This is a genomic window from Parageobacillus sp. NEAU-HV-2, from assembly GCF_059115485.1.
On the sequence record NZ_JBXUJJ010000002.1, the window covers coordinates 378175 to 402269 of the forward strand.

Sequence of the window (24095 nt, forward strand, 5' to 3'; positions counted from 1 at the left end):
AATCAATACATATAATGGTAAGTTACTTTAACTGTATCATGATTTTTGGGATAGAACAACCGTTCTGTTATCCACAGCAACTCGTGGATAACATGTGGAAAATGTGTTTATAAAGTTATGGAAGTATGATGGTAAGCTTGTGAATGATGTGGGTAAAATTTATCCACAATTTTGTGGATAACGGATTTTGTCGAAAAAATTTTTTTCTTTGTATACATTTGTCGACGTTTGTTTTGAAAGGTATGAAAAAATTATGTATGATGAGGAAAGGCAAGAAAAGGCCAAAAGGTAAGGTGATTGGTATGCTTCATTATTTTTTACCTAATCAGTTTGTTAAACGCGTATTGGACATCACTCCTAGCGAGTTAAAAGAGAAGGGGATTAAAGGAATCATTACTGATTTGGATAATACGCTTGTCGAATGGGATCGGCCGAGCGCTACTCCAGAGCTAACGGAGTGGTTTGAAAAGATGAAGCGGGAAGGCATTAAGGTGATGATCGTATCGAATAATAACAAAAAGCGGGTACAATCTTTTGCCGAGCCGCTCGGTATTCCTTTTATTTTCGAAGCACGCAAGCCGTTGACGCGCGCTTTTCAAAAGGCGTTAGCGACGATGCAGTTGCGCAAAGAGGAAGTGGTTGTCATTGGCGATCAATTGCTGACAGACGTATTTGGCGGCAATCGCCTAGGGTTAAATACGATTTTAGTCGTTCCTGTTGCACAGACAGATGGGCTGTGGACCCGATTCAACCGCAAGATGGAGCGAAAAATTTTAGATATGATGCGAAAAAAAGGCATGGTTTACTGGGAGGAATGATGGTGGAACAACAAATTCGCTGCATTGGCTGTGGGGCGGTTATCCAATCGGAGGATCAAACAAAGCCTGGATACGCTCCCGAAAGTGCACTAGAGAAAGAAGAAGTCATTTGCCAGCGGTGTTTTCGTCTGAAACATTATAATGAGGTACAGGACATTCCGCTGACCGATGATGATTTTTTAAAAATTTTGCACCGCATCGGGCAATCGGAAGCACTAGTCGTCAAAATTGTCGACATTTTTGACTTTAACGGCAGCTGGCTTCCAGGTTTGCATCGATTTGCGGTTAACAATCCGATTTTGCTCGTTGGCAATAAAGTGGATTTGCTGCCAAAATCGGTGAAATATCCGAAGCTTATTCACTGGATGAAGCAGGCGGCAAACGATCTTGGTTTGAAGCCGGTTGATATTTGTTTAGTGAGCGCGGTAAAAGGAATCGGAATGGCGAAAGTAATGGAAGCGATCGAGAAATACCGGTTCGGCAAAGACGTGTATGTCGTTGGCTGCACGAATGTCGGGAAATCGACATTTATTAACCGGATTATTCAAGAAGTTACAGGCAAAGGAAATGTCATTACTACTTCTTATTTTCCGGGAACAACGTTAGATATGATCGAAATTCCATTAGAGGATGGAGCTACGCTTTACGATACGCCGGGAATTATCAACCATCATCAGATGGCGCACTTTGTGGATAAAAAAGATTTAAAAATCATTACGCCAAAGCGGGAAATCCACCCGCGGGTATATCAACTGAATGAACAGCAAACGTTATTTTTCGGCGGCCTTGCCCGGCTTGACTACGTCAAAGGAGGACGGCGGCCTTTCGTCTGTTATTTTTCCAATGAATTACTCATTCATCGGACAAAATTGGAAAAGGCGGATGCCTTATATGCGAGCCAATTAGGCGAACTTCTTTCGCCGCCAAACAGACATTACGCCGAGCAATTCCCGCCGTTAGAGGCTCACACTTTTACCATCAAAGAAAGAAAAACCGATATCGTATTTTCCGGGCTTGGCTGGGTAACTTGCAATGACCCAGGAGCGCAAGTGACTGCCTACGCTCCAAAAGGGGTCGACATTTTCATCAGAAAATCATTGATTTAGCGGCTGTGTAAGCAGCGTAAACGGGAGGGGAGAAAATGGAAAAACTATACGCGCTGTTTGGTTGTCCGGTTCATCATTCCTTGTCGCCGCTTATGCATAACGATGCGTTTCAGCGCATGAACATCGCTGCTCATTATCACGCCTTCCATGTAGAACCGGAGCACTTACAGGATGCCGTTGCCGGAGTGAGGGCTCTCGGGATTGCCGGATTAAATGTAACGATCCCTCATAAAACAGCAATCATGGCATTGCTTGATGATATCGATGCAGAGGCGCGCCGCATCGGAGCGGTGAACACGATCGTCAATGAAAACGGACGCTTAATCGGTTATAATACAGATGGCCTAGGATATGTCCGAGCGCTTGAGGAAGAAACAAACGTTGATATCCAAGAAAAGCGCATTTTACTCATCGGCGCCGGCGGAGCGGCAAGAGGAATTTATTTTTCGCTTATCGATCGCGGAGCCAAACGGATTGATATTTGCAACCGTACGGTATCCAAAGCAAAACAGCTTATTGAAGAAGGCGATGCCGCGGTTTCGTCGGCTGCTTTCTCGTTAAGCGAAGCGGAACAACGTTTAGGGGAATATGATATTGTCATTAATACGACGTCGGTCGGCATGTATCCGAACGTGGAACAAATGCCGCTATCGCTTGCCAATCTGAAAGAAGGAACGATTGTTTCCGACATTATTTATAACCCGTTAGAAACAAAATGGCTAAAGGAAGCACGAGAACGCAATGCCATTGTACAAAACGGCGTCGGCATGTTTATTTATCAAGGTGCGCTCGCATTCGAAAAGTGGACAGGGGTATTTCCGGATGTGGAGCGGATGAAAAAAATTGTGATGGAACAACTTAGGAGGTAACCTATGTTAACAGGAAAACAAAAACGTTTTTTGCGGGCGAAAGCCCATCATTTAAAGCCGATTTTTCAAGTTGGCAAAGGCGGGGTAAATGAAAATATGATTAAACAAATTGTCGATGCGCTGGAAGCGCGCGAGCTGATTAAAGTGAGCGTGCTGCAAAACTGCGAAGAAGACCGCCATGTTGTCGCCGACCAGCTTGCACAAGAGGCGGGGGCGGAACTTGTACAAGTAATTGGGAATACAATTGTATTGTATAAAGAATCAAAAGAAAACAAGCAAATTGTGTTGCCGCACTGAACGGCAAAGCCGCGTGTAGACACGGCGGAGGGAAAGACGATGAGAAAAATAGGCATTTTCGGAGGGACGTTTGATCCGCCTCACTGTGGGCATTTATTAATGGCGAACGAAGTATTGCACGCCCTTGAGCTATCGGAAATCTGGTTTATGCCAAACCGCATCCCTCCTCATAAACAACACGAACTAGTGACAAGAAGTGAAGATCGTTTACGCATGCTCGAATTAGCCATTGATGGTCATCCGCGTTTTCATATTGAAACGATCGAGCTGGAAAGAGAAGGACCTTCCTATACGTATGATACGGTGCGTCAACTTCTTTCTATGCATCCGGATGATGAATTTTATTTTATTATTGGTGCAGATATGGTTGAATATTTGCCAAACTGGTATAAAATCGATGAACTGATCAAGTTGGTGACATTTGTCGGTGTCAAACGTCCGGGCTTTTCCATGGAAACATCCTACCCGATTATCGAGGTGGAAGCGCCGCAGTTTTCCGTCTCTTCTTCTTTCATTCGCGAACGGGTAAGGAATGGACAAACCATTCGCTACTTAGTGCCGGAAGGCGTAAGACTTTATATTGAGGAGAAGAAGTTATATGGAGCGACAAGAAGCGTTAACTATCGTTAAAAAGCAATTGACCGAACACCGCTACCAGCATACTGTTGGCGTCATGGAAACGGCAATCGAGCTGGCGAAGCGGTATGGAGCCGATGTGAAAAAAGCAGAGTTGGCGGCGATTTTTCATGATTATGCCAAGTTTCGCCCAAAAGAAGAAATGAAACAAATTATTTTGGAGCAAAATATGCCAAAAGACTTGCTTTTCCATAACACTGAACTATGGCATGCGCCCGTTGGCGCCTATTTGGTGAAAACGGAAGTAGGCATTGACGATGAAGAAATATTAAATGCGATTCGTTATCATACATCCGGCCGCGCCAATATGACGGTATTGGAAAAAGTTATTTACCTGGCTGACTATATTGAGCCTGGGCGCATATTCCCAGGGGTGGAGGAAGTCCGCGACCTTGCCAAACAAGATTTGAATAAAGCACTAATCAAAGCACTACAAAACACGATTCAATTTTTGCTGAAAAAAAATCAGCTTATTTACCCGGATACGATTCATACTTATAATTCTTTAATGATGGAAATAAAGGGGGAATGAGAACAATGACGGAGCAGGAAATGTTGCGCTTAGTGGTTCGCGCGGCTGACGATAAAAAAGCAGAAAATATCGTTGTCCTTAATATGAAAGGAATTTCCCTTGTCGCGGATTATTTTGTTATTTGCCATGGCAATTCGGAAAAACAAGTACAGGCAATTGCGCGGGAAATAAAAGAGAAAGCGGAAGAACATCATATCCTAGTGAAACGAATCGAAGGGTTTCATGAGGCAAAATGGGTGTTGGTCGACTTAGGCGATATTGTTGTCCATGTTTTCGATAAGGAAGAGCGCGATTATTATAATTTAGAGCGTTTATGGGGAGATGCGCCGCTCGAAGATGTGGCGAGCGTGTTGCAGCAATGACATATGAGTCATCTGCTTATTGGTATGACACGTTAATGGAAGAAGCGCCGTACGATGCGTGGCAATCATTTGTACAACGTAAACTGCGGCAGTATGGGCATCGCGGTGCAGCACGCATTCTCGATATTGGGTGCGGCACCGGAGAGTTAGCGATTCGACTGGCAAAAGCAGGGTTTTTTGTCACCGGTGTCGATTTATCGGAAAATATGCTCGCGGTTGCACAAGCCAAAGCGGAAGCGCAACAGGTAGCAGTGGAATTTTTTCAGCAAAATATGACGGACCTCCAAGGATTTTCCGACTTTGACTGTGCGACGATTTTTTGCGATTCTCTTAACTATTTATTGGAAGAAAGGGAAGTGCAGCGAACATTTTCTTGTATTTATAAACTGTTGCGCAAAGACGGTTTGCTGTTATTTGACGTTCATTCACCGTATAAAATGGATCACGTTTTTCGCGATGCCGTGTTTACCAGCAATGATGAAGAAATCAGTTATATTTGGTCGTGTTATCCGCTTCCTTTTCCACATGGCGTGGAGCATGAGCTCACATTTTTTGTCCGCGGCGGCGATGGAAAATATGAGCGGTATGATGAGCTGCATCAGCAGCGCACGTATGAAATGATTCAGTATCAACAATGGTTAACGGCAGCGGGATTTACGGTGCTGGAAATAACTGCGGATTTTACCGATGAAGCGCCAACGGAAACGTCTGAGCGTATTTTCTTTGTTGCACAAAAAACAGTATGATGGCAGGTTTTGCAGAGGAATACGCAAGGGAATGCTTTTCCTATCCTTAAAACTATAGCTTTTCTGCCAAAGCCCTGTATAGAAATGGTGCTCGGGCTTTGACAGAAAAGCTTGTTTTCTTTTTCATGAAACATTTTTCGTAGTTAAGCAGGATTTTTTTGTGCCTTGGCGAATTCAATGATTAAATTGCTTTTTTACTTTTTCGACGTCGTCTTTAAATTTTTCATGTGTTTTATCAAATACTCCCTCAAATACCCCTTCCATTTCCTTTTCAAGCACTGCGATTCCTTCTCCGGTAATGCCGCCTTTGACGCAAACTTTTTCCTGGAGCGTTGGAAGTGTGTAAAGATTATGTTTTAGTAACTCCCCTAGTCCGATGATCATGTCCGTTGCCAATGCTGTTGCCTGTTCTTTTGAGATCGCGGTTTTTGCAACGGCGGCATCGATAAAACGCTGCAGCAAATAGCTAAAAAAGGCGGGGCCACAGCTCGCGATATCAGAAGCGACCCGCGTAATTTCGTCGTCAATATAAGCAGGAGTAGAAATGTGACGGAACAGCGTTTCAATATAGTTTCGGTAGTGCAAAGAGCAGCGTTTTCCAACCGTGATCAGCGTGCTGCCGGCGAACGCGCGGTTTGCAATGCTTGGAATGACACGAACAACATGGCAAGGTACGACCGCTTCCAGCTGCTCTACGCTAATCGGGCTAGTGATCGATACAAGACAATGTTGCTTTGTCCAAAAGGAAGATAATTGTTGCAAAAGGGGGTGAATGTCTAACGGTTTTACGCATAAAAATACGATTGTTGCCCGCTGCACGACTTCTTCCGCGCTGGCAACAACGCATATACCGGAATAAACCCGCTTTATGTCTAACGCTTTTTCCAACGTGCGGTTCGTTATAATCAGCTCATTTTCTTTGACGGCACCCGATTCGAGAAATGCCTCAATTAAAATCCTTCCCATATTTCCCGTGCCAATAACACCAATTTTCATTCTTCACTGCCCCCCTTCCCCTAGCATTACCTATATGTCTCTTCAACGATATGTATGAGCGCTTTATTTATTTTATGACTAAATGGAAAGGATGATGCCCGTGTGGGAAACGATCAAAAAATATGATAAAAGATGGTACGGCTTGTTTTTCGCGATGTTAGCGGCCGGCGCCATTATGTTGTTTAGAAATAACGAAATAACGGAAAAAGAACAAGCACCGATATTAGTAGAACAAAACGTTCCTCAGACAGCGCAAGAAAGGAAAGGGGAAGGGGAAAAAAATACGGTTATGGTCGATATAAAAGGGGCGGTTGCACACCCAGGGGTGTATGAAATACGGAATACGGCGCGGGTGAATGATGTGGTCGCTTTAGCTGGAGGATTTACGAAGAAAGCTGACGAGACAAAAGTAAATTTAGCAGCGAAAGTGCATGATGAAATGATGATTTACGTGCCGGTGCGCGGGGAAGCGAATGCTTTCGCTTCCTCATCGCTCCAGGCAGATGATTCGAATAAAATTTATATTAACACCGCATCAGAACAAGAAATATCTCAGCTTCCTGGAATCGGAAAAACGAAAGCACAGGCGATTATTGCGTACCGCGAAGAGCATGGCCCTTTTCAAAAGGCGGAAGACTTATTAAACGTGACGGGGATCGGCGAAAAGACGCTTGAAAAGATAAAAGAGTATATTGTTGTGCCATAACGGGCGTTGACGCCTGGCTAGCTGTGCGATTACACTAAAAGTATGTCTGTATGCCATATAAACATGAAAAAAACGATTTGCAATGGACAAGCGGGGGAGAAAATATGGAGCGGATTACATGGGATCAATATTTTATGGCCCAAAGCCATTTGCTAGCTCTGCGCAGCACATGCACACGGCTGGCGGTGGGGGCGACGATCGTCCGTGATAAGCGGATTATTGCCGGAGGATACAACGGTTCGATCGCTGGCGGCGCCCATTGTATTGATGAGGGATGTTACGTTATTGATGGGCATTGCGTTCGTACCATCCACGCGGAAATGAATGCGATTTTGCAATGTGCCAAGTTTGGCGTCCCGACAGAGGGAGCAGAAATGTATGTCACGCATTTTCCGTGCTTGCATTGCTGCAAGGCGATCATTCAAAGCGGAATTCGCGCCGTATATTATGCGAAAGATTATAAAAACCATCCATATGCGCTTGAGCTGTTTGAACAAGCGAAAGTCCACGTACAACAGGTACCATTCGATCAAAAAATATTGTCGCTTTTACAAAAGTAACGGACGGAATTATGCGTAGAAAGGGGCGCAGACGTGAAGGGAAATGTTGTTTATATAGCTGCAGCCGCTATTTTCGCCATAACGACTGCCTATGCGCGGTCCAATGCTGCTTGGCTGTTTCTCATTCTTTACGTTTTGTTTCTCTTCATCCGTAAAAGGCGCCTTTTTCTTGTTTCTGTCGCTACGATCTGTCTTTTTTACTTGCATTTTGTTTATATCGATCAGCAGAATAACACACATCTCTCGGACGACATGACAGTATTTTTGTTTCGTTTGACGGCCCCTATTACGATAGATGGGGATCGGCTGCAGGCCATCGCCAATGTAGACGGCGAGAAACTTCAGCTTGTGTATTACATAAAGTCTCCAGGGGAAAAACAATTGCTTTCGTCACTTTTGGCTCCAGGAACCATCTGTAAAGTGAAGGGAACGCTTGAGCGTCCGGCGTTGCCGCGCAATCCAAATGCTTTTCATTACCGCCGTTATTTGTGGTTTCACCATATTCATTGGATTTTAACCCCTCAATCCATCCTTTTGCAAGACTGCCACCATTCTTCTCCTACCATATACGAACAGCTTCTTTCTCTTCGTGAAAAAGGAATTCGCCAAATTGAAGACCATTTTCCGGCAGAAACGGCTGGCATTGTGCAGGCACTGATATATGGGGAGCGGAAACAACTGGATGAGATGCTGTTAGAAGGGTATCAGAAGCTCGGCTTAATCCATTTGCTGGCTATTTCTGGGTTGCATGTCACCTTGTTGGTTGGAGCAGTATTTTTTCTATTGATTCGTTTGTTCACAAGGGAAACAGCTACGATTATGCTGCTGATTCTTCTGCCTGTTTATATCGTGCTGACCGGGTCTTCCCCTTCTGTCATTCGCGCCTGTTTGACGGCGATGCTCTTTTTAGCAGCAAATTACCGAAAGATGACATTGCTGCCGCTGGACACGTTAAGCATCGCTTTTCTCCTTATGCTGATTACGGATCCTTATATGTTATGGGATGTCGGATTTCAATTATCGTTTACGGTGACGTTTGCCCTCATTTTATCCTCACAGGTAGTAATGTTCCACGATTCCACGCTGTGGCGCCTGTTCTGGACGGCGTTGATTGCCCAGTTGAGCGCACTGCCGTTTCTTGTTTACTATTTTTTTGAAATTTCGCTATGGAGCATCGTTCTTAATATGATTTTTGTACCTCTTTATTCCTTTATTATTTTGCCGCTTTCTGTTATATCCGTTGCTGCATGTGCAATGACTCCGCTTCTTTCTGTTCCTTTTATGTGGTTGCTGCAAAAGGTGATTGTTTGGTCGGACAAAGTTGTTCTCTTGTTTTCCTCTTCCTATCCGCTATCGCTTACGCTCGGGCGCCCTTCGTTTTTGTTGTTGATTAGCTATGTTGCGGCGGTTTTGGCTGCTTTTGTGTATATAGAGAAGCGGCGTTATTGGGGGATAGGATGGATTGCCGCTGTCATCGCGTTTCATGCGTTGAGCCCGTATATCGACCGTTATGGCGAAGTTGTTTTTTTAGATGTCGGACAGGGGGACTGCATTTATATTGAATTGCCTTATCGCCAAGCGGTGTATCTAATTGACACCGGCGGAACATTGCCACAGCAAAAAGAGCCGTGGCAGCAACGCCATCGAAACTGGGATGTCGGCAAAGACGTTGTCATTCCCTTTTTAAAATCGAATGGAGTTAGGACGATTGAAAAGCTGATTACTACCCACGAAGATGTCGATCATATTGGTGCGGCAGAAGAAATTGTGCGTGGGTTTGACGTCAAGCAGCTGCTAGTCAGTAAAGGAATGAAAAAAAATTCGGTAATATATGAACAACTAATGCAAATCGCCCGGCAAAAGCAGGTCAGCGTGCAGGAAATCAGAAGAGGCAACCGATGGAGCAAAGCAGGAATCTCTTTTTATGTCCTCCATCCATCTACGACGCATCCGGATGATAATAATAATTCTGTTGTATTGTATACGAAAATCGGCGGCTTGTCATGGCTGTTCACTGGGGATTTAGAAGAGGCGGGGGAAAAAGAGCTGATCGGCGCGTTCCCGCAGTTAAAAGCGGACGTGTTAAAAGTCGCGCACCATGGAAGCGCTACTTCGACAACCGAATTATTTTTGGACAAAATACGGCCGAAAATAGCGGTTATTTCGGTAGGCGAACATAACCGTTACCATCATCCTTCTCCGTCCGTGCTCGAACGTTTGCAGAAAAGAAATACGCTTATTTTACGGACGGATCAGCATGGTGCGGTGCGCTATACTTATGCGAAAAATCATGGAACCTTTTCTGTCATGCTGCCATAACATATAGTACGAAAAAGAAAAGAGACTGCTTATGTAAGCAATCTCTTTACGATCCGAAAAATTTAATTAATGTGGCAATGATGAAGATCGTTGCGAAAAAGCCAAATGAAACGGCAAAACCAACAGCAGAGTCAACGGCATCATTGCGTTTGCTTTGTACGTCTTTTTCAAATACGTTCATCCTTTACCCCTCCTCATGCAATCATTTTTAGTATAGACGAAAAAGAAAAAAAAATCTATATCCCCATGTCCATTTCCTTCGTTGACAACAGTTAACACAAATACTTTTTTACGCTCGGGAAAATATAAAAATAACCCGTTGACAAATAAGGTCCTAGGACTTATTTGTCAACGTTTATATAAAGGGGAACCGGTTTTCCCGCTAACCGGTTCCCTTGTAAAAATAAGAAAAACATTGTATCTTTTCAACAGAGAAAAATTGTTCACAGAAATGGAGAAGAGAAATATGGTGGTGGACTTTTGGGGAAAAATCAAAAAAGGACGTCTATCTCCCCTCTATTTATTATATGGGACCGAATCATTTTTATTAACGGAAACATATGAACTTTTGCTTCGCACCGCATTAACCGAAGAGGAACGGGAATGGAATGCATCAGTGTACGATTGCGAAGAGATTCCGGTGCAAACAGCGTTGGAAGACGCAGAAACATTTCCGTTTTTTGGAGAGAAACGTGTCATTCTTATTAAAAACCCTTACTTTTTTACAGCAGAGAAGGAAAAAGAAGTGGAGCATGACTTAAAAAAATTAGAATCGTACATAATGTCTCCTTCTTCTTTTTCGATCGTCATTTTCGCGGGTCCATATGAAAAATTAGATGAGCGTAAAAAAATAACAAAATTAATAAAAGAACATGCCGAGGTTTTAGCGGCATCCCCACTTGCGGAAAAAGAATTGCGCGTCTGGATTGCGGAGAGAGTAAAACAAGGCAATGTAACGATAGAAGAAAATGCGATTGATGCTTTGTTAAAGCTGGCGGGAACGAATTTAACAACGCTTGCCAACGAGTTAGACAAGCTTGCTTTGTTTGTCGGACCGGAAGGAACGATTAAGCAAGAGACGGTGGAAATGCTCGTTTCCCGTACGTTAGAGCAAAACGTGTTCGTATTAGTAGAAAAAGTGACGAAGCGGCAAATCGCCGAGGCGCTGCAGGTGTTTTACGATTTGCTCGAAAATAATGAGGAGCCGCTGAAAATTTTGGCGCTCCTCGCCAGCCAATTCCGCCTTTTATATCAAGTAAAATGGCTGATGTCGAGAGGATATGGCCAGCAACAAATCGCTTCTATTTTAAAAGTGCATCCGTTTCGCATTAAGCTGGCGATGGGACAAGCGGCGCTGTTTTCCGAACAAGAGTTGACGGCGGCTGTAAGGCAAATCGCCGAGGCGGACTATGAGATGAAAAGCGGAGCGATGGACCGGCAGCTGGTAATGGAACTGCTGCTGATGCGCTGGAATGAAGGAATGTTCACTAAAGCCGAATAATCATATATAAAAAACGACCTGCCATCAGGTCGTTTTTTATTACGATGCGATAATGCTGTTTAGCTTTTTCGCTAGACGGGATTTTTGCCGGCTAGCTGTATTTTTATGAATGAGGCCTTTGCTTACCGCTTTGTCTAGCTTTTTGGAAGCAATAACGAATGCTTCTTGGGCTTTTTCTACATCTTTTAATTCAACCAACGCCTCAAATTTTTTGATCGCTGTACGCATTGCCGATTTCATCGAAGCGTTGTGAGCACGGCGCTTTTCACTTGTTTTTGCACGTTTAATGGCCGATTTAATATTTGCCAAGTTCTTTCACCTCCGTCATTCTGCCATTTCTTACTTATTTCAGGTATTAAAGAACACTGAATCTCCACACGACTAAAGTCGGTGGGTTCTGACGTACTAAAGAGTTTTTCCTACACCTGCGTGCAGGCGCTCACTCTTGTTCCGCCAAACTTTCATGGACAAACACCTCGCTGGTGTTTCACGCCCTGTCGCTCGGTTTAAAACCGTTTTCCACTTCACCCTAAGACTTAAGTCACGGGCTTTCGTGGTAAATAATTTTGTAAGAACAAGTGTTATTCTATCAAACGAGGTCTAATTATGCAAGAGTGTTCAAGCAAAAATACTTTACTGATGGTGCAAAAAACGAATGAGAAGTACGAAAAGCGGCGACAATAAAAGAAAAACAATATGTTTTAGGAGGAACGATATGGATCAGTCAGTGGATTTAAGCATGTATTCGGTGCGGACAGATTTAGCGATCGAAGCTCATGAAATTGCCGTCGAGGAACGCCTGCAACAGAAAAAAGAAAGCGCCTCACCGATTGAAGGCGTCATGATTCACGACCGCGAAATAGATGGAGTTAAGTTGTCGTATGTACAAGTAACAGAAGCAGGAGCGAAATCGATTGGAAAAAAGCCGGGAAATTATGTAACGATTGAAGCGCAAGGCATTCGCGAGCATAATACGGAACTGCAGCGCAAAGTGCAAGAAATATTCGCCAAGGAGTTAAGCCAATTTTTGCAGCGATTGAACATTGGCAAAGAAGCGAGCTGCCTTGTTGTCGGACTGGGCAATTCCAATGTGACCCCGGATGCGTTGGGGCCGTTGACGGTGGAAAATTTGCTGATTACAAGACATTTGTTTCAGCTTCAGCCGGAAAGCGTGGAAGAAGGATTTCGTCCGGTAAGCGCAATTGCTCCGGGGGTAATGGGGACAACAGGGATTGAAACGAGCGATATTATTGATGGGATTGTCCAAAAAATAAAGCCGGATTTTATTATTGTGATTGATGCTTTAGCGTCCCGTTCGATTGAACGTGTCAACGCAACGATTCAAATTTCTGACACAGGAATTCACCCAGGCTCAGGGGTAGGGAATAAACGAAAGGAATTAAGTAAAGAAACGTTAGGAATCCCTGTTATTTCCATTGGGGTGCCAACCGTGGTCGATGCGGTATCGATTACAAGTGATACGATTGATTTTATTTTGAAGCATTTTGGCAGGGAAATACGTGAAGGAAAACGGCCGTCTAGCGCTCTTGCCCCAGGGGGATGGACATTTGGCAAGAAAAAGGCGCTCACAGAGGATGATATGCCGTCGCCAGAGCAGCGTTCGACATTTCTTGGCATGATTGGCACGCTTGAGGAAGAGGAAAAGCGCCGCTTGATTTATGAAGTGCTTGCTCCGCTTGGCCATAATTTAATGGTGACGCCAAAAGAAGTCGATATGTTTATCGGCGACATGGCCAATTTATTAGCAAGCGGGCTTAATGCCGCATTGCATGAGCAAGTCGATCAGCATAATACCGGTTCCTATACCCATTAATAGAGAAAAAAGAGGTTCTATCTTTTCCAGCTTGGCCATACGTTAAATTAGTAGACAAGCTGGGAAAGGGTGAAAACATGAAAAAGTGGCGTTCTCCGCACGTGATCGTTGCCGTTCCAGGCGCTAGCCTAAAAAAAATCATGATTTTAGCGGTATTGGGCTGCATGATGGTATTTACGCTGGTAGGAGCGATTACATCATTAAAACCCGAATACCGCATTTCTTCTTCGTCCGTGAACTACGTAACGAATCAGTTTCCAAATGAGACCTTTGTCCGCTTATTTGGTTTTGAAAACCATTATTTTTCGCAAATGCTGCCAGAGGAGCGGCAAAAAGTGAATTATTCCGCAATGCTGTTTCGCATGGCAACCAGCGTGAATCCGGACGATCCCCGCAGCTTGCTTGGCAGCGAGCTTCCGGGATTTGCTTTATATGACAGCAAAATTATCGTTGCGGGAGAGGGGACGGACTACACCAACATGCCGTACGAATCCGCTCCGCCGCTTGAGGTAATGCTTGCAGAACGGCAAGCTTCTTTAGAGAGTCTGGAAGAATCAGACAAACAGCATGAAGAAAAACAAGTTCCCCCGCCGTCTCAAACGACAGGGGGAAGAAAAGTCGTATATATTTACTTTACGCATACACGTGAATCATACTTGCCTGCTTTAAAAGGAGTTACTGATCCTGATTTAGCGTTCCATCGTACGGTGAATGTCACGAAAGTGGGAGAAAAACTGGCGGAAGAATTGAAAAAACGAGGAATTGGTGCGGAAGTAAGTACGACTGATATTGTAGCAGAGCTGCAGAAAAAAGGCATGAAATATTACCAAGCATACGATATGTCAAGAAAATTTGTTGTCGAAGCGATGAGCCATGATCGTGATTTGCAATATTTTATCGATATCCATCGCGATTCGCGCAGACGAAAATACACCACTGTCACGATTAATGGCGTCGATTATGCCCGCGTTGCCTTTATTATCGGCGGCGAAAACGCGAAATACGAAAAAAATTTGCAGCTTGCTGCGCAATTACACCATTTACTGCAAAAAAAATATCCGGGACTTAGCCGAGGTGTGATTGAGAAAATGGGGGCGGGAACAAACGGAAAGTTTAATCAAGATTTATCGGAAAATGCAATTTTAATTGAAATCGGTGGAGTGGACAATACATTTGAAGAACTGTTTCGGTCTGCATCCGCGCTTGCTGATGTGTTTAGCGAATATTATTGGCAGGCGCAAAAAGTTCAGGCACCCGCACCGGCGGAAAAACAATAAAGGAGCGGAGTGACATGGCCAAATTTATCGTTCAATTTTGCTTTGCCGTATTGCTCCTCTTTTTTGGCGTATTGCTCGGCATGCAGCAGGCAAATGAAGGAATGCAAAAGATGAGAGGATATGAGGACACGTCACTGCCGTCCGTACTCCATCTTTCCAAAAGCCAAAGCGGAGAAATCGAGGCATCTGTATTTGGAAAAAAAGTGAAAGTAGATGATCTTGAGGAGAAAAAAGAAAAAATCGAAAATATAAAAACGTTCAACCTCTTTTCCGAGCTTGGCAAACAATTTGCCAACGCAATCGAGACGTTGATGGAACAGCTGCTTTCGTTTTTGGCAAAACTGTTCGAGAAGTGAAAAACCGGCTCGAATCGGGAAGCAAAAGGACATTGGCGAAACGCAGGAAAACGGTTCGCCAATGTTTTTTCTTTATAACGGGAGCGTTTGCAAAACTATGTCATTGAATCTTGCTTGCTCTGTTGCTATAATCAAAGCTAGTGTAGTTTCGGGAAACAATAGGAGTGAGAGAGATGAATCGGGAAGAAAGATTAAAACGGCGCGAGCGGATTCGCAATTTTTCCATTATTGCTCATATCGACCATGGAAAGTCGACGCTAGCAGACCGCATTTTAGAAAAAACAGGTGCGCTTTCCGAACGGGAAATGCGAGAGCAAATGCTAGATTCGATGGATTTGGAGCGGGAGCGCGGCATTACTATTAAACTAAACGCGGTTCAGTTAAAGTATAAAGCAAAAGATGGAGAAGAATATATTTTCCATTTAATCGATACGCCTGGCCATGTCGATTTTACGTATGAAGTGTCGCGGAGCCTTGCCGCCTGCGAAGGGGCGATTCTTGTCGTCGATGCGGCCCAAGGCATTGAGGCACAGACGCTGGCCAATGTCTATTTGGCGATCGATAATAATTTAGAAATTTTGCCGGTTATTAATAAAATCGATTTGCCAAGCGCCGAACCGGAACGCGTCCGCCAGGAGATTGAAGAAGTGATCGGGCTTGACGCATCGGATGCGGTGCTCGCTTCGGCCAAAGTCGGCATTGGCATTGAAGAAATTTTAGAAAAAATTGTTGAGAAATTTCCAGCGCCATCCGGCGATCCGGACGCACCATTAAAGGCGCTTATTTTTGATTCGCTGTACGACTCTTATCGCGGCGTTGTTGCCTATATTCGCGTCGTTGACGGAACGGTAAAGCCGGGGCAGCGAATTAAAATGATGTCCACCGGCAAGGAGTTTGAGGTCGTTGAAGTCGGTGTGTTTACGCCAAAGCCAAAGCAAGTCGATGAACTAACGGTCGGCGATGTCGGCTATTTAACGGCTTCCATTAAAAATGTAAGCGACACGCGTGTCGGCGATACGATTACTGATGCAGAAAATCCGGCTTCCGAGCCGCTGCCAGGATACCGCAAGCTAAACCCAATGGTCTTTTGCGGCATGTATCCGATCGATACGGCCCGCTATAACGATTTGCGCGAAGCGTTAGAAAAGCTGCAATTGAATGATGCGGCACTCCATTTTGAGCCGGAAACATCACAAGCGCTCGGATTTGGCTTCCGCTGCGGCTTCCTTGGGTTACTGCATATGGAAATTATTCAAGAGCGCATTGAACGTGAGTTTAATATTGATTTAATCACAACAGCACCTAGCGTGGTCTACAAAGTATACTTAACAGACGGGACGGAAGTACAAGTCGATAATCCGTCCAATATGCCGGAGCCGCAAAAAATTGACCGTGTTGAGGAGCCATACGTCAAAGCGACGATTATGGTGCCGAATGATTATGTGGGGCCGGTGATGGAGCTATGCCAAGCGAAACGCGGCATCTTTGTTGATATGCAATATTTAGATGAAAAACGCGTCACTTTAATTTATGACATTCCATTGTCGGAAATTGTGTATGACTTCTTTGATACACTCAAGTCGAGCACAAAAGGATACGCATCGTTTGATTATGAACTGATTGGCTATAAGCCGTCGAAATTGGTGAAAATGGATATTCTTTTAAACGGTGAAAAAATTGATGCGCTATCGTTCATTGTTCATCGCGATGCCGCGTACGAGCGGGGGAAAGTGATTGTCGAAAAATTAAAAGACTTAATCCCGCGCCAGCAGTTTGAAGTGCCGGTGCAAGCGGCCATCGGCAATAAAATTATCGCCCGTTCGACCATTAAAGCGCTGCGAAAAAATGTGTTAGCGAAATGTTACGGCGGGGACGTATCACGGAAGCGCAAACTGTTGGAAAAACAAAAAGAAGGGAAAAAACGGATGAAGCAAATCGGTTCGGTCGAAGTTCCGCAAGAAGCGTTTATGGCCGTCTTAAAAATCGATGATAATAAAAAATAAAGGTAGTGCAAGGCTGTCTCCTTTTTCTGGGATAGCCTTGTTTATTTATAGGAAAGGATGTTGACGTTGGTGAAATCGGCGTATTTCCACATACCGTTTTGTGCGCAAATCTGCTACTATTGCGATTTTAATAAAGTGTTTTTCCAAGGACAGCCGGTGGATGAATATTTGCAAGCGATGGCACAAGAAATGAAAAAAACGGTGGAAGCCTTCCCGCCTGAGCGGCTTGATACTTTGTTTGTCGGCGGCGGAACTCCGACTGTTTTAGAAATGAAGCAGCTTGATTTTTTTCTGGAAAGCATTTATAAACACTTTCGTTTTTCCAAAGGCGAAGTGGAATTTACGTTTGAAGCGAATCCAAATGAACTTTCAAAGGAAAAGCTGCAATTGTTAAAAGATGCGGGAGTCAATCGCCTAAGTTTCGGAGTACAAACGTTTCATGATTCCTTATTAAAGGCAATAGGGCGGACACATTGCTATGACGATGTCATGTGTACGATTTCATTAGCGAAAGAAGTCGGCTTTGACAATATTAGCATTGATTTAATGTATGGCTTGCCCAACCAGACGCTGCAGCAGTTTCAGGCGGACTTGGACGTTGCTTTTTCCCTTGATATTCAGCACATTTCCGCTTATTCCCTCATCATTGAACCGAAAACGATTTTTTACAATTTGTGGAGAAAAGGAACGCTCCCGCTGCCGAGCGAAGAGGAAGAAGCGGAAATGTATGAGGAAGCGATGCGGCAGATGGAACTTCAAGGATATCAGCAATATGAAATTAGCAACTATGCGCGTCTTGGCTTTCAAAGCCGCCATAATTTAACGTATTGGAACAATGAAGAATATTACGGCATCGGTGCAGGAGCCCACAGCTATGTGAACGGCGTTCGCCGCGTCAATATCGGCCCGATTAAACAATACATCGCCAAAGTACGGGAAACGGGCCTGCCGTATCGCGAAATTCATCCGGTCACATGGATGGAGCAAATGGAAGAAGAAATGTTTTTGGGGCTAAGAAAAACAGAAGGAGTATCCAAACAGCGCTTTTTTGAAAAGTTTGGAAGCGACGTGCATGATGTGTTTGGGGCAGCCATTCGTGCCGAACAGCAAAAGGGGCTGCTTGAGGAAACAGCTACGCACGTGCGCCTGACACGCCGCGGCCGACTCCTTGGCAACGAGGTGTTTCAAGCGTTTCTCACCGGAATGTAAACATTGACATTAGCATATGGATTTGATACCTTAATAATAGATTTAGCACTCGGGGTATTTGAGTGCTAACAGAGGTGATGAGCGTGTTAACAGAGCGCCAATTGCTTATTTTGCAAGTGATTATTGATGATTTTATCCGCTCCGGGCAGCCTGTTGGGTCGCGGACGTTATCGAAAAAACATGAAATTGCACTAAGTTCGGCGACGATCCGCAACGAAATGGCAGATTTAGAGGAGCTTGGATATATTGAAAAAACGCATGTATCCTCCGGCAGGGTGCCATCGGAAAAAGGATACCGCTATTACGTCGATCATTTGTTATCGCCGCAGCGTTTGACGAAAGACGATATTCAAAAAATCAAATCCATTTTTGCCGAGCGAATTTACGAATTGGAGAAAGTAGTACAAAAATCGGCGCAAATTTTGTCCGATTTGACGAATTATACGTCGATAGCCCTTGGGCCGGCGGTGAAAGAAAACAAATTAAAACGAATCCAAATCATTCCATTGAATCAGCAAACCGCTGTGGCGATTATTGTTACCGACACAGGACATGTAGAAAACCATGTCATTACCGTTCCTGCGTCAGTGAATCCATCGGATCTAGAAAAAATGGTGAATATTTTCAATGAACGGCTTATTGGTGTCCCGCTGGTCGATTTGAAGGATAAAATTTATAAAGAAGTGGCCGATGTGCTGCGCAAGCATATTCACAACTACGATAGCATGTTGAAAACGATTGTCGAAACGCTGGACATCCCGCAGGAAGAAAAAATGTTTTTTGCCGGGAAAACGAATATGCTTAACCAGCCGGAGTTTAACGACATTCAAAAAATTCGTCCGCTCATGAAAATGATTGAGCAGGAGAAAGATTTTTACCGTTTGTTGCGCAAACATAACCGAAAAGGTATTCAAGTGACGATCGGCCGTGAAAATCAATTGAGCGAAATGGAAAACTGCAGCCTAATAACAGCGACGTATTCGATCGGCGATGAGCAGCTGGGGACCATTGCAATTCTTGGACCGACACGAATGGAGTATTCACGCGTCATTACCATTTTAAACAGGGTGGCTTCCGATTTATCCATCGCGTTGACGAAATGGTATCAAAATGGTTAGCGATGGTCATATTGGTAATGGATGGATGGACACAATCCATCCTTTCCTTGTGACCATTTATACATAGACAGGCTTCTTTAAAGGGAGGTGAAACCGATGGAACAAGAACAAAAAGCAACTCAAGAGCAAGCTACATATGAAGAGTGGACAGCACCAGAGCCGCAAGAGGAGAAAGCAGAAGAGCGCGGCGGAAATGAACTGCAGGAAGAAAATGCGGAAAACTTGCAGCAGGAAAATACGCAAGCGCAACAAGAAGCGCTTGAAGAACAGCCAAAAGCGGAGCAAGAACAAAACGATGAGCTGGCGGCTGCAAACGCGAAAATTGCCGAACTCGAAGCGAAGATAAAAGAAATGGAAAACCGCTATCTTCGTTTATATGCCGATTTTGAAAACTTCCGTCGCCGCACACGTCAGGAAATGGAAGCAGCAGAAAAGTACCGCGCCCAAAGTTTAGTGAGCGATCTATTGCCAGCTTTGGACAACTTTGAGCGCGCGTTAAAAATAGAGACGGAAAACGAACAGGCGAAATCGATTTTACAAGGAATGGAAATGGTCTACCGTTCCGTATTAGACGCCTTAAAAAAAGAAGGAGTCGAGGCGATCGAAGCGGTTGGCAAACCATTCGATCCGCATTTGCATCAAGCGGTGATGCAAGTAGAAGACAGCAACTATGAACCGAACACGGTCGTGGAAGAATTTCAAAAAGGCTATAAACTGAAAGACCGTGTCATTCGCCCAGCAATGGTGAAAGTAAGTCAGTGAATGAGTATAGGAGGGTGATCGTAATGAGCAAAATTATCGGTATTGACTTAGGAACAACCAACTCCTGCGTTGCCGTATTAGAAGGCGGCGAGCCGAAAGTCATTCCAAATCCGGAAGGAAACCGCACTACTCCTTCTGTTGTGGCGTTTAAAAACGGAGAGCGCTTAGTTGGCGAAGTAGCGAAACGGCAGGCAATTACGAACCCAAATACCGTCATCTCCATTAAACGCCATATGGGAACGGACTATAAAGTAGAAATCGAAGGCAAAAAATATACTCCGCAAGAAATTTCGGCAATTATTTTGCAATATTTAAAATCGTATGCGGAAGATTATTTGGGAGAACCGGTGACAAGAGCAGTCATTACCGTTCCGGCTTACTTTAACGATGCACAACGTCAAGCGACGAAAGATGCCGGACGTATTGCTGGTTTGGAAGTAGAACGCATTATTAACGAGCCGACGGCTGCTGCGCTTGCGTACGGTTTGGATAAAGAAGAAGATCAAACGATCCTTGTTTACGACTTAGGGGGCGGTACGTTTGACGTATCGATTCTCGAACTTGGGGACGGCGTGTTTGAAGTAAAAGCGACGGCCGGTGATAACCATCTTGGCGGGGACGACTTTGACCAAGTGATTATTGATTATTTAGTCGACCAATTTAAGCAGGAGCACGGCATCGATTTATCCAAAGATAAAATGGCACTGCAACGGTTGAAAGACGCTGCGGAAAAAGCGAAAAAAGAGCTTTCCGGCGTTACGCAAACGCAAATTTCCTTGCCGTTTATCAGCGCTAATGAAAACGGTCCGCTTCATTTAGAAACGACATTAACAAGAGCAAAATTTGAAGAGCTGTCCGCCCATCTTGTCGAACGTACGATGGGGCCAGTCCGCCAAGCGCTGCAAGATGCGGGCTTGACACCGGCGGACATTGACAAAATCATTCTTGTCGGCGGTTCTACGCGCATTCCGGCCGTACAGGAAGCAATTAAACGCGAACTTGGCAAAGAGCCGCATAAAGGGGTCAACCCGGACGAAGTGGTCGCAATCGGCGCGGCGATTCAAGGCGGTGTGATCGCTGGCGAAGTGAAAGACGTTGTTCTTCTTGACGTCACTCCGCTGTCGCTTGGAATTGAAACGATGGGCGGCGTATTTACGAAATTAATTGAACGCAATACGACGATCCCGACAAGCAAATCGCAAATTTTCACGACAGCCGCAGATAACCAGACAACGGTCGACATTCACGTGTTGCAAGGGGAGCGCCCAATGGCTGCCGATAACAAAACGCTTGGCCGTTTCCAATTGACGGATATTCCGCCGGCACCGCGTGGCGTACCGCAAATTGAGGTAACGTTTGATATCGACGCCAACGGCATTGTCCATGTCCGCGCCAAAGATTTAGGCACGAACAAAGAGCAATCGATTACCATTAAATCGTCATCCGGTCTTTCCGAAGAAGAAATTCAGCGCATGATTAAAGAGGCGGAAGAAAACGCCGAAGCGGACAGAAAGCGAAAAGAAGCGGCCGAACTGCGCAACGAAGCCGACCAATTAATATTTACGACGGAAAAAACGTTAAAAGAAGTGGAAGGAAAAGTTGACGAAGCAGAAGTGAAAAAAGCGCGTGAAGCAAAAGACGCGCTGAAAGCGGCGCTCGAGAAAAACGATCTCGATGAAATCCGCAAAAAGAAAGAAGCGCTGCAAGAAGCGGTGCAGCAACTATCGATTAAGCTATACGAACAAGCGGCTAAGCAAGCGCAAAATCAGCAAGCGGGAGCTGACGGCGCGACGAAGAAAGATGATAATATAGTTGATGCAGAATTCGAAGAAGTAAAAGATGATAAATAATACATTGGTGGAAAAGTCAAAGTCAGGCCTGTCTTGGCTTTGACTTTTTTGCTAATACAAAGATGCCGGCTTAAATCTATTGCAATCAAAAAGAGAGAAATGCTAAAATTATCTTTATGTGAGTGAATCGGGAGTGGATGATCATCATGGCGAAGCGTGATTATTATGAAATTCTCGGAGTCAGCAAAAACGCGACAAAAGAAGAGATTAAAAAAGCGTACCGGAAGCTTTCGAAAAAGTATCATCCAGATGTAAACAAAGAGCCCGATGCGGCGGAGAAATTTAAAGAAATTAAAGAAGCGTACGAAGTTTTAAGCGATGATCAAAAGCGGGCCCATTACGATCAATTTGGCCACGCCGATCCAAATCAAGGCTTCGGCGGATTCCGCAGCGATGATTTTGATTTAGGTGGCTTTAGCGGCTTCGGCGGTTTTGAGGATATTTTCAACACCTTTTTTGGCGGTGGTCGCCGGCGCAATCCGAATGCTCCTAGAGCTGGAGCCGATTTGCAATATACGATGACATTGACATTTGAAGAAGCAGCGTTTGGCAAAGAAACCGATATTGAAATTCCGAGCGAAGAAACGTGCAACACTTGCCATGGCACCGGAGCAAAACCGGGCACAAAGCCGGAAACATGTCCGCATTGTCACGGGGCAGGACAAATAAGCACGGAGCAATCCACCCCGTTTGGGCGCATCGTCAATCGTCGCACCTGTCCATATTGCGGTGGGACAGGGCAATATATTAAAGAAAAATGTACGACATGTGGCGGCACCGGCCGCGTAAAACGACGGAAAAAAATCCATGTGAAAATCCCGGCCGGAATTGATGATGGACAACAATTGCGCGTTGCCGGCCAAGGAGAGCCGGGGATTAACGGTGGGCCGCCGGGAGATTTATATATTGTCTTTCATGTGGAGCCGCATGAGTTTTTTGAACGTGACGGCGATGATATTTATTGCGAAGTGCCGCTTACGTTTGCGCAAGCTGCGCTTGGGGATGAAATCGAAGTCCCGACCCTTCACGGGAAAGTGAAGTTGAAAATTCCGGCAGGCACGCAAACAGGAACGAGATTCCGCTTAAAAGGAAAAGGAGTGCCGAATGTGCGCGGCTATGGCTATGGCGACCAGCATGTCATTGTCCGCGTTGTTACGCCGACGAAACTGACGGAAAAGCAAAAGCAATTGTTGCGCGAATTTGACCAATTAGGCGGTTCGAGCATGCATCATGAACCACATGACCGCTTTTTTGATAAGGTAAAAAAAGCGTTTAAAGGAGAATCATGAATTTTATGAAATGGTCAGAAATCAGCATTCATACGACGCATGAGGCAGTCGAGGCGATTTCGAATATTTTGCACGAAGCAGGCGCAGGAGGGGTCGTGATCGAAGACCCGCATGATTTAATGAAAGAAAGAGAAGACTGGTTTGGGGAGGTTTATGAGCTGAATCCGGACGATTATCCGGAAGAAGGCGTCATTATTAAAGCCTATTTGCCGGTCAACAGTTTTCTTGGGGAAACGGTGGAAGAAATTAAACAGGCGATTAACAATTTATTATTGTACGATATTGATATTGGAAAAAATAAGATTACCATCAGTGAAGTGAATGAAGAAGAATGGGCAACCGCCTGGAAAAAATATTATAATCCTGTGAAAATATCAGAAAAATTTACGATCGTTCCAACGTGGGAAGTTTATGAGCCAGTGTCGAGCGACGAATTGATTATTGAATTGGACCCAGGCATGGCGTTTGGCACAGGGACTCACCCGACAACAGTCATGTGTATTCAAGCGCTGGAGAAATATGTAAAGCCTGGAGATACGGTCATTGATGTCGGCACTGGTTCCGGCATTTTAAGCATTGCCGCAGCAATGCTAGGCGCCAAATCCGTCCGCGCTCTTGACTTGGATCCAGTAGCTGTCGATAGTGCAAGGCTGAATGTCAAGCTAAATAAGGTGCAGCATATCGTGACTGTTTCGCAAAACAATCTGCTTGATTACATCGATGAACGGGCAAACATTATTGTTGCCAATATTTTGGCGGAAATTATTTTGCGCTTTGTTGATGATGCGTATCGCCTTCTTGAAAAAGACGGATATTTTATTACGTCTGGAATTATTCAAGCGAAGAAGCAGGAAGTCAAAGACGGTTTAACAGCGGCTGGATTTGTCATTGAGGAAACGTTAGTGATGGAAGATTGGGTGGCATTTATCGCCAAAAAACGATGAAAAGA

The 24095-nt window shown here is 44.6% G+C and carries 25 protein-coding genes; 22 read left to right on the forward strand and 3 right to left on the reverse strand.

Annotated features, from left to right (window positions below; genetic code table 11):
• The first annotated feature begins 302 nt into the window (after nt 1–302).
• From AC1WMD_RS05330 to AC1WMD_RS05365, 8 genes are read left to right on the forward strand one after another with little or no spacing between them, the layout of a single operon-like run.
• Nucleotides 303–818 (forward strand): YqeG family HAD IIIA-type phosphatase, encoded by a 516-nt coding sequence (locus AC1WMD_RS05330; protein ID WP_043905545.1) that lies wholly within the window; start codon nt 303–305, stop codon nt 816–818.
• Nucleotides 818–1924, forward strand: a complete 1107-nt coding sequence (gene yqeH, locus AC1WMD_RS05335; protein ID WP_313769983.1) for a ribosome biogenesis GTPase YqeH — start codon at nt 818–820, stop codon at nt 1922–1924. Before AC1WMD_RS05330 ends, yqeH begins: the two co-directional genes overlap by 1 nt.
• Nucleotides 1925–1959: 35 nt before the next feature.
• Nucleotides 1960–2793: a shikimate dehydrogenase gene (gene aroE / locus AC1WMD_RS05340; RefSeq protein ID WP_043905544.1), complete on the forward strand. Its 834-nt coding sequence runs from the start codon at nt 1960–1962 to the stop codon at nt 2791–2793.
• 3 nt (nt 2794–2796) lie between these two features.
• Entirely contained in the window at nt 2797–3090 is a 294-nt protein-coding gene (gene yhbY, locus AC1WMD_RS05345; protein ID WP_043905543.1) for a ribosome assembly RNA-binding protein YhbY, read from the forward strand.
• Between the two features lie 39 nt (nt 3091–3129).
• The gene (locus tag AC1WMD_RS05350; RefSeq protein WP_494256216.1) at nt 3130–3720 is read left to right on the forward strand and encodes a nicotinate-nucleotide adenylyltransferase; all 591 of its coding nucleotides are present in this window, start codon (nt 3130–3132) and stop codon (nt 3718–3720) included.
• A complete protein-coding gene (yqeK, locus tag AC1WMD_RS05355; RefSeq protein ID WP_043905541.1) occupies nt 3689–4258 on the forward strand; it encodes a bis(5'-nucleosyl)-tetraphosphatase (symmetrical) YqeK in 570 nt (189 codons plus the stop codon). The genes AC1WMD_RS05350 and yqeK overlap by 32 nt, the downstream gene beginning before the upstream one ends.
• A 5-nt stretch (nt 4259–4263) precedes the next feature.
• Entirely contained in the window at nt 4264–4620 is a 357-nt protein-coding gene (gene rsfS, locus AC1WMD_RS05360; protein WP_043905540.1) for a ribosome silencing factor, read from the forward strand.
• Complete coding sequence (locus AC1WMD_RS05365) at nt 4617–5366, forward strand: class I SAM-dependent DNA methyltransferase (RefSeq protein WP_043905539.1); 750 nt, start codon at nt 4617–4619, stop codon at nt 5364–5366. The genes rsfS and AC1WMD_RS05365 overlap by 4 nt, the downstream gene beginning before the upstream one ends.
• Before the next feature lie 174 nt (nt 5367–5540).
• On the opposite strand, the gene comER is transcribed toward AC1WMD_RS05365, so the two are convergent.
• Nucleotides 5541–6362 carry a late competence protein ComER gene (comER, locus tag AC1WMD_RS05370; RefSeq protein WP_494256218.1) on the reverse strand — a complete coding sequence of 274 codons (822 nt, stop codon included), beginning with the start codon at nt 6360–6362 and terminating at the stop codon, nt 5541–5543.
• 100 nt (nt 6363–6462) lie between these two features.
• Between comER and AC1WMD_RS05375 the strand changes: the two genes are divergently transcribed.
• The 3 genes from AC1WMD_RS05375 to AC1WMD_RS05385 all read left to right on the forward strand — a co-directional run bounded on the left by AC1WMD_RS05375 (nt 6463) and on the right by AC1WMD_RS05385 (nt 9947).
• Nucleotides 6463–7068: a helix-hairpin-helix domain-containing protein gene (locus tag AC1WMD_RS05375; protein ID WP_043905537.1), complete on the forward strand. Its 606-nt coding sequence runs from the start codon at nt 6463–6465 to the stop codon at nt 7066–7068.
• A 104-nt stretch (nt 7069–7172) separates the two neighbouring features.
• A complete protein-coding gene (locus AC1WMD_RS05380; RefSeq protein WP_043906619.1) occupies nt 7173–7628 on the forward strand; it encodes a ComE operon protein 2 in 456 nt (151 codons plus the stop codon).
• A 33-nt stretch (nt 7629–7661) separates the two neighbouring features.
• A complete protein-coding gene (locus AC1WMD_RS05385; RefSeq protein WP_494256222.1) occupies nt 7662–9947 on the forward strand; it encodes a DNA internalization-related competence protein ComEC/Rec2 in 2286 nt (761 codons plus the stop codon).
• A 46-nt stretch (nt 9948–9993) separates the two neighbouring features.
• Here AC1WMD_RS05385 and AC1WMD_RS05390 read toward each other — a convergent pair whose 3' ends face one another.
• Nucleotides 9994–10128: a YqzM family protein gene (locus AC1WMD_RS05390; RefSeq protein WP_043905535.1), complete on the reverse strand. Its 135-nt coding sequence runs from the start codon at nt 10126–10128 to the stop codon at nt 9994–9996.
• A gap of 285 nt (nt 10129–10413) precedes the next feature.
• On the opposite strand from AC1WMD_RS05390, the gene holA reads away from it, so the two are divergent.
• Nucleotides 10414–11448, forward strand: a complete 1035-nt coding sequence (gene holA, locus AC1WMD_RS05395; RefSeq protein WP_043905534.1) for a DNA polymerase III subunit delta — start codon at nt 10414–10416, stop codon at nt 11446–11448.
• A 39-nt stretch (nt 11449–11487) separates the two neighbouring features.
• On the opposite strand, the gene rpsT is transcribed toward holA, so the two are convergent.
• Complete coding sequence (rpsT, locus tag AC1WMD_RS05400) at nt 11488–11757, reverse strand: 30S ribosomal protein S20 (RefSeq protein ID WP_043905533.1); 270 nt, start codon at nt 11755–11757, stop codon at nt 11488–11490.
• A 406-nt stretch (nt 11758–12163) separates the two neighbouring features.
• Between rpsT and gpr the strand changes: the two genes are divergently transcribed.
• The 10 genes from gpr (at nt 12164) to prmA (ending at nt 24090) form a co-directional block, all read left to right on the forward strand.
• Nucleotides 12164–13282, forward strand: coding sequence for a GPR endopeptidase (gene gpr, locus AC1WMD_RS05405; RefSeq protein WP_043905532.1), 1119 nt, complete (start codon nt 12164–12166; stop codon nt 13280–13282).
• 77 nt (nt 13283–13359) lie between these two features.
• Nucleotides 13360–14559 (forward strand): stage II sporulation protein P, encoded by a 1200-nt coding sequence (gene spoIIP / locus AC1WMD_RS05410; RefSeq protein ID WP_043905531.1) that lies wholly within the window; start codon nt 13360–13362, stop codon nt 14557–14559.
• A gap of 14 nt (nt 14560–14573) precedes the next feature.
• Nucleotides 14574–14915: a DUF3679 domain-containing protein gene (locus tag AC1WMD_RS05415; protein ID WP_043905530.1), complete on the forward strand. Its 342-nt coding sequence runs from the start codon at nt 14574–14576 to the stop codon at nt 14913–14915.
• A gap of 173 nt (nt 14916–15088) precedes the next feature.
• Nucleotides 15089–16918: a translation elongation factor 4 gene (lepA, locus tag AC1WMD_RS05420; protein WP_494256226.1), complete on the forward strand. Its 1830-nt coding sequence runs from the start codon at nt 15089–15091 to the stop codon at nt 16916–16918.
• Between the two features lie 66 nt (nt 16919–16984).
• Entirely contained in the window at nt 16985–18127 is a 1143-nt protein-coding gene (hemW, locus tag AC1WMD_RS05425; RefSeq protein ID WP_494256228.1) for a radical SAM family heme chaperone HemW, read from the forward strand.
• Nucleotides 18128–18210: 83 nt separating this feature from the next.
• Entirely contained in the window at nt 18211–19245 is a 1035-nt protein-coding gene (gene hrcA / locus AC1WMD_RS05430; RefSeq protein ID WP_494256304.1) for a heat-inducible transcriptional repressor HrcA, read from the forward strand.
• A 96-nt stretch (nt 19246–19341) separates the two neighbouring features.
• Nucleotides 19342–20007 (forward strand): nucleotide exchange factor GrpE, encoded by a 666-nt coding sequence (grpE, locus tag AC1WMD_RS05435; protein WP_494256230.1) that lies wholly within the window; start codon nt 19342–19344, stop codon nt 20005–20007.
• 23 nt (nt 20008–20030) lie between these two features.
• On the forward strand, nt 20031–21857 hold the full coding sequence (gene dnaK, locus AC1WMD_RS05440) for a molecular chaperone DnaK (RefSeq protein ID WP_043905525.1): 1827 nt from the start codon (nt 20031–20033) through the stop codon (nt 21855–21857).
• Between the two features lie 146 nt (nt 21858–22003).
• Nucleotides 22004–23146, forward strand: coding sequence for a molecular chaperone DnaJ (gene dnaJ, locus AC1WMD_RS05445; RefSeq protein WP_494256232.1), 1143 nt, complete (start codon nt 22004–22006; stop codon nt 23144–23146).
• Between the two features lie 5 nt (nt 23147–23151).
• The gene (gene prmA, locus AC1WMD_RS05450; RefSeq protein WP_043906618.1) at nt 23152–24090 is read left to right on the forward strand and encodes a 50S ribosomal protein L11 methyltransferase; all 939 of its coding nucleotides are present in this window, start codon (nt 23152–23154) and stop codon (nt 24088–24090) included.
• The last annotated feature ends 5 nt before the right edge of the window (nt 24091–24095 follow it).

Bases quoted from the DNA above. Each gene is read 5' to 3' on its own strand.
- AC1WMD_RS05330 (WP_043905545.1), top strand. From the start codon at position 303: ATGCTTCATTATTTTTTACCTAATCAGTTTGTTAAACGCGTATTGGAC.
- yqeH (WP_313769983.1), top strand. From the start codon at position 818: ATGGTGGAACAACAAATTCGCTGCATTGGCTGTGGGGCGGTTATCCAA.
- aroE (WP_043905544.1), top strand. From the start codon at position 1,960: ATGGAAAAACTATACGCGCTGTTTGGTTGTCCGGTTCATCATTCCTTG.
- yhbY (WP_043905543.1), top strand. From the start codon at position 2,797: ATGTTAACAGGAAAACAAAAACGTTTTTTGCGGGCGAAAGCCCATCAT.
- AC1WMD_RS05350 (WP_494256216.1), top strand. From the start codon at position 3,130: ATGAGAAAAATAGGCATTTTCGGAGGGACGTTTGATCCGCCTCACTGT.
- yqeK (WP_043905541.1), top strand. From the start codon at position 3,689: ATGGAGCGACAAGAAGCGTTAACTATCGTTAAAAAGCAATTGACCGAA.
- rsfS (WP_043905540.1), top strand. From the start codon at position 4,264: ATGACGGAGCAGGAAATGTTGCGCTTAGTGGTTCGCGCGGCTGACGAT.
- AC1WMD_RS05365 (WP_043905539.1), top strand. From the start codon at position 4,617: ATGACATATGAGTCATCTGCTTATTGGTATGACACGTTAATGGAAGAA.
- comER (WP_494256218.1), bottom strand. From the start codon at position 6,362: ATGAAAATTGGTGTTATTGGCACGGGAAATATGGGAAGGATTTTAATT.
- AC1WMD_RS05380 (WP_043906619.1), top strand. From the start codon at position 7,173: ATGGAGCGGATTACATGGGATCAATATTTTATGGCCCAAAGCCATTTG.
- AC1WMD_RS05390 (WP_043905535.1), bottom strand. From the start codon at position 10,128: ATGAACGTATTTGAAAAAGACGTACAAAGCAAACGCAATGATGCCGTT.
- holA (WP_043905534.1), top strand. From the start codon at position 10,414: ATGGTGGTGGACTTTTGGGGAAAAATCAAAAAAGGACGTCTATCTCCC.
- gpr (WP_043905532.1), top strand. From the start codon at position 12,164: ATGGATCAGTCAGTGGATTTAAGCATGTATTCGGTGCGGACAGATTTA.
- spoIIP (WP_043905531.1), top strand. From the start codon at position 13,360: ATGAAAAAGTGGCGTTCTCCGCACGTGATCGTTGCCGTTCCAGGCGCT.
- AC1WMD_RS05415 (WP_043905530.1), top strand. From the start codon at position 14,574: ATGGCCAAATTTATCGTTCAATTTTGCTTTGCCGTATTGCTCCTCTTT.
- lepA (WP_494256226.1), top strand. From the start codon at position 15,089: ATGAATCGGGAAGAAAGATTAAAACGGCGCGAGCGGATTCGCAATTTT.
- grpE (WP_494256230.1), top strand. From the start codon at position 19,342: ATGGAACAAGAACAAAAAGCAACTCAAGAGCAAGCTACATATGAAGAG.
- dnaK (WP_043905525.1), top strand. From the start codon at position 20,031: ATGAGCAAAATTATCGGTATTGACTTAGGAACAACCAACTCCTGCGTT.
- dnaJ (WP_494256232.1), top strand. From the start codon at position 22,004: ATGGCGAAGCGTGATTATTATGAAATTCTCGGAGTCAGCAAAAACGCG.
- prmA (WP_043906618.1), top strand. From the start codon at position 23,152: ATGAAATGGTCAGAAATCAGCATTCATACGACGCATGAGGCAGTCGAG.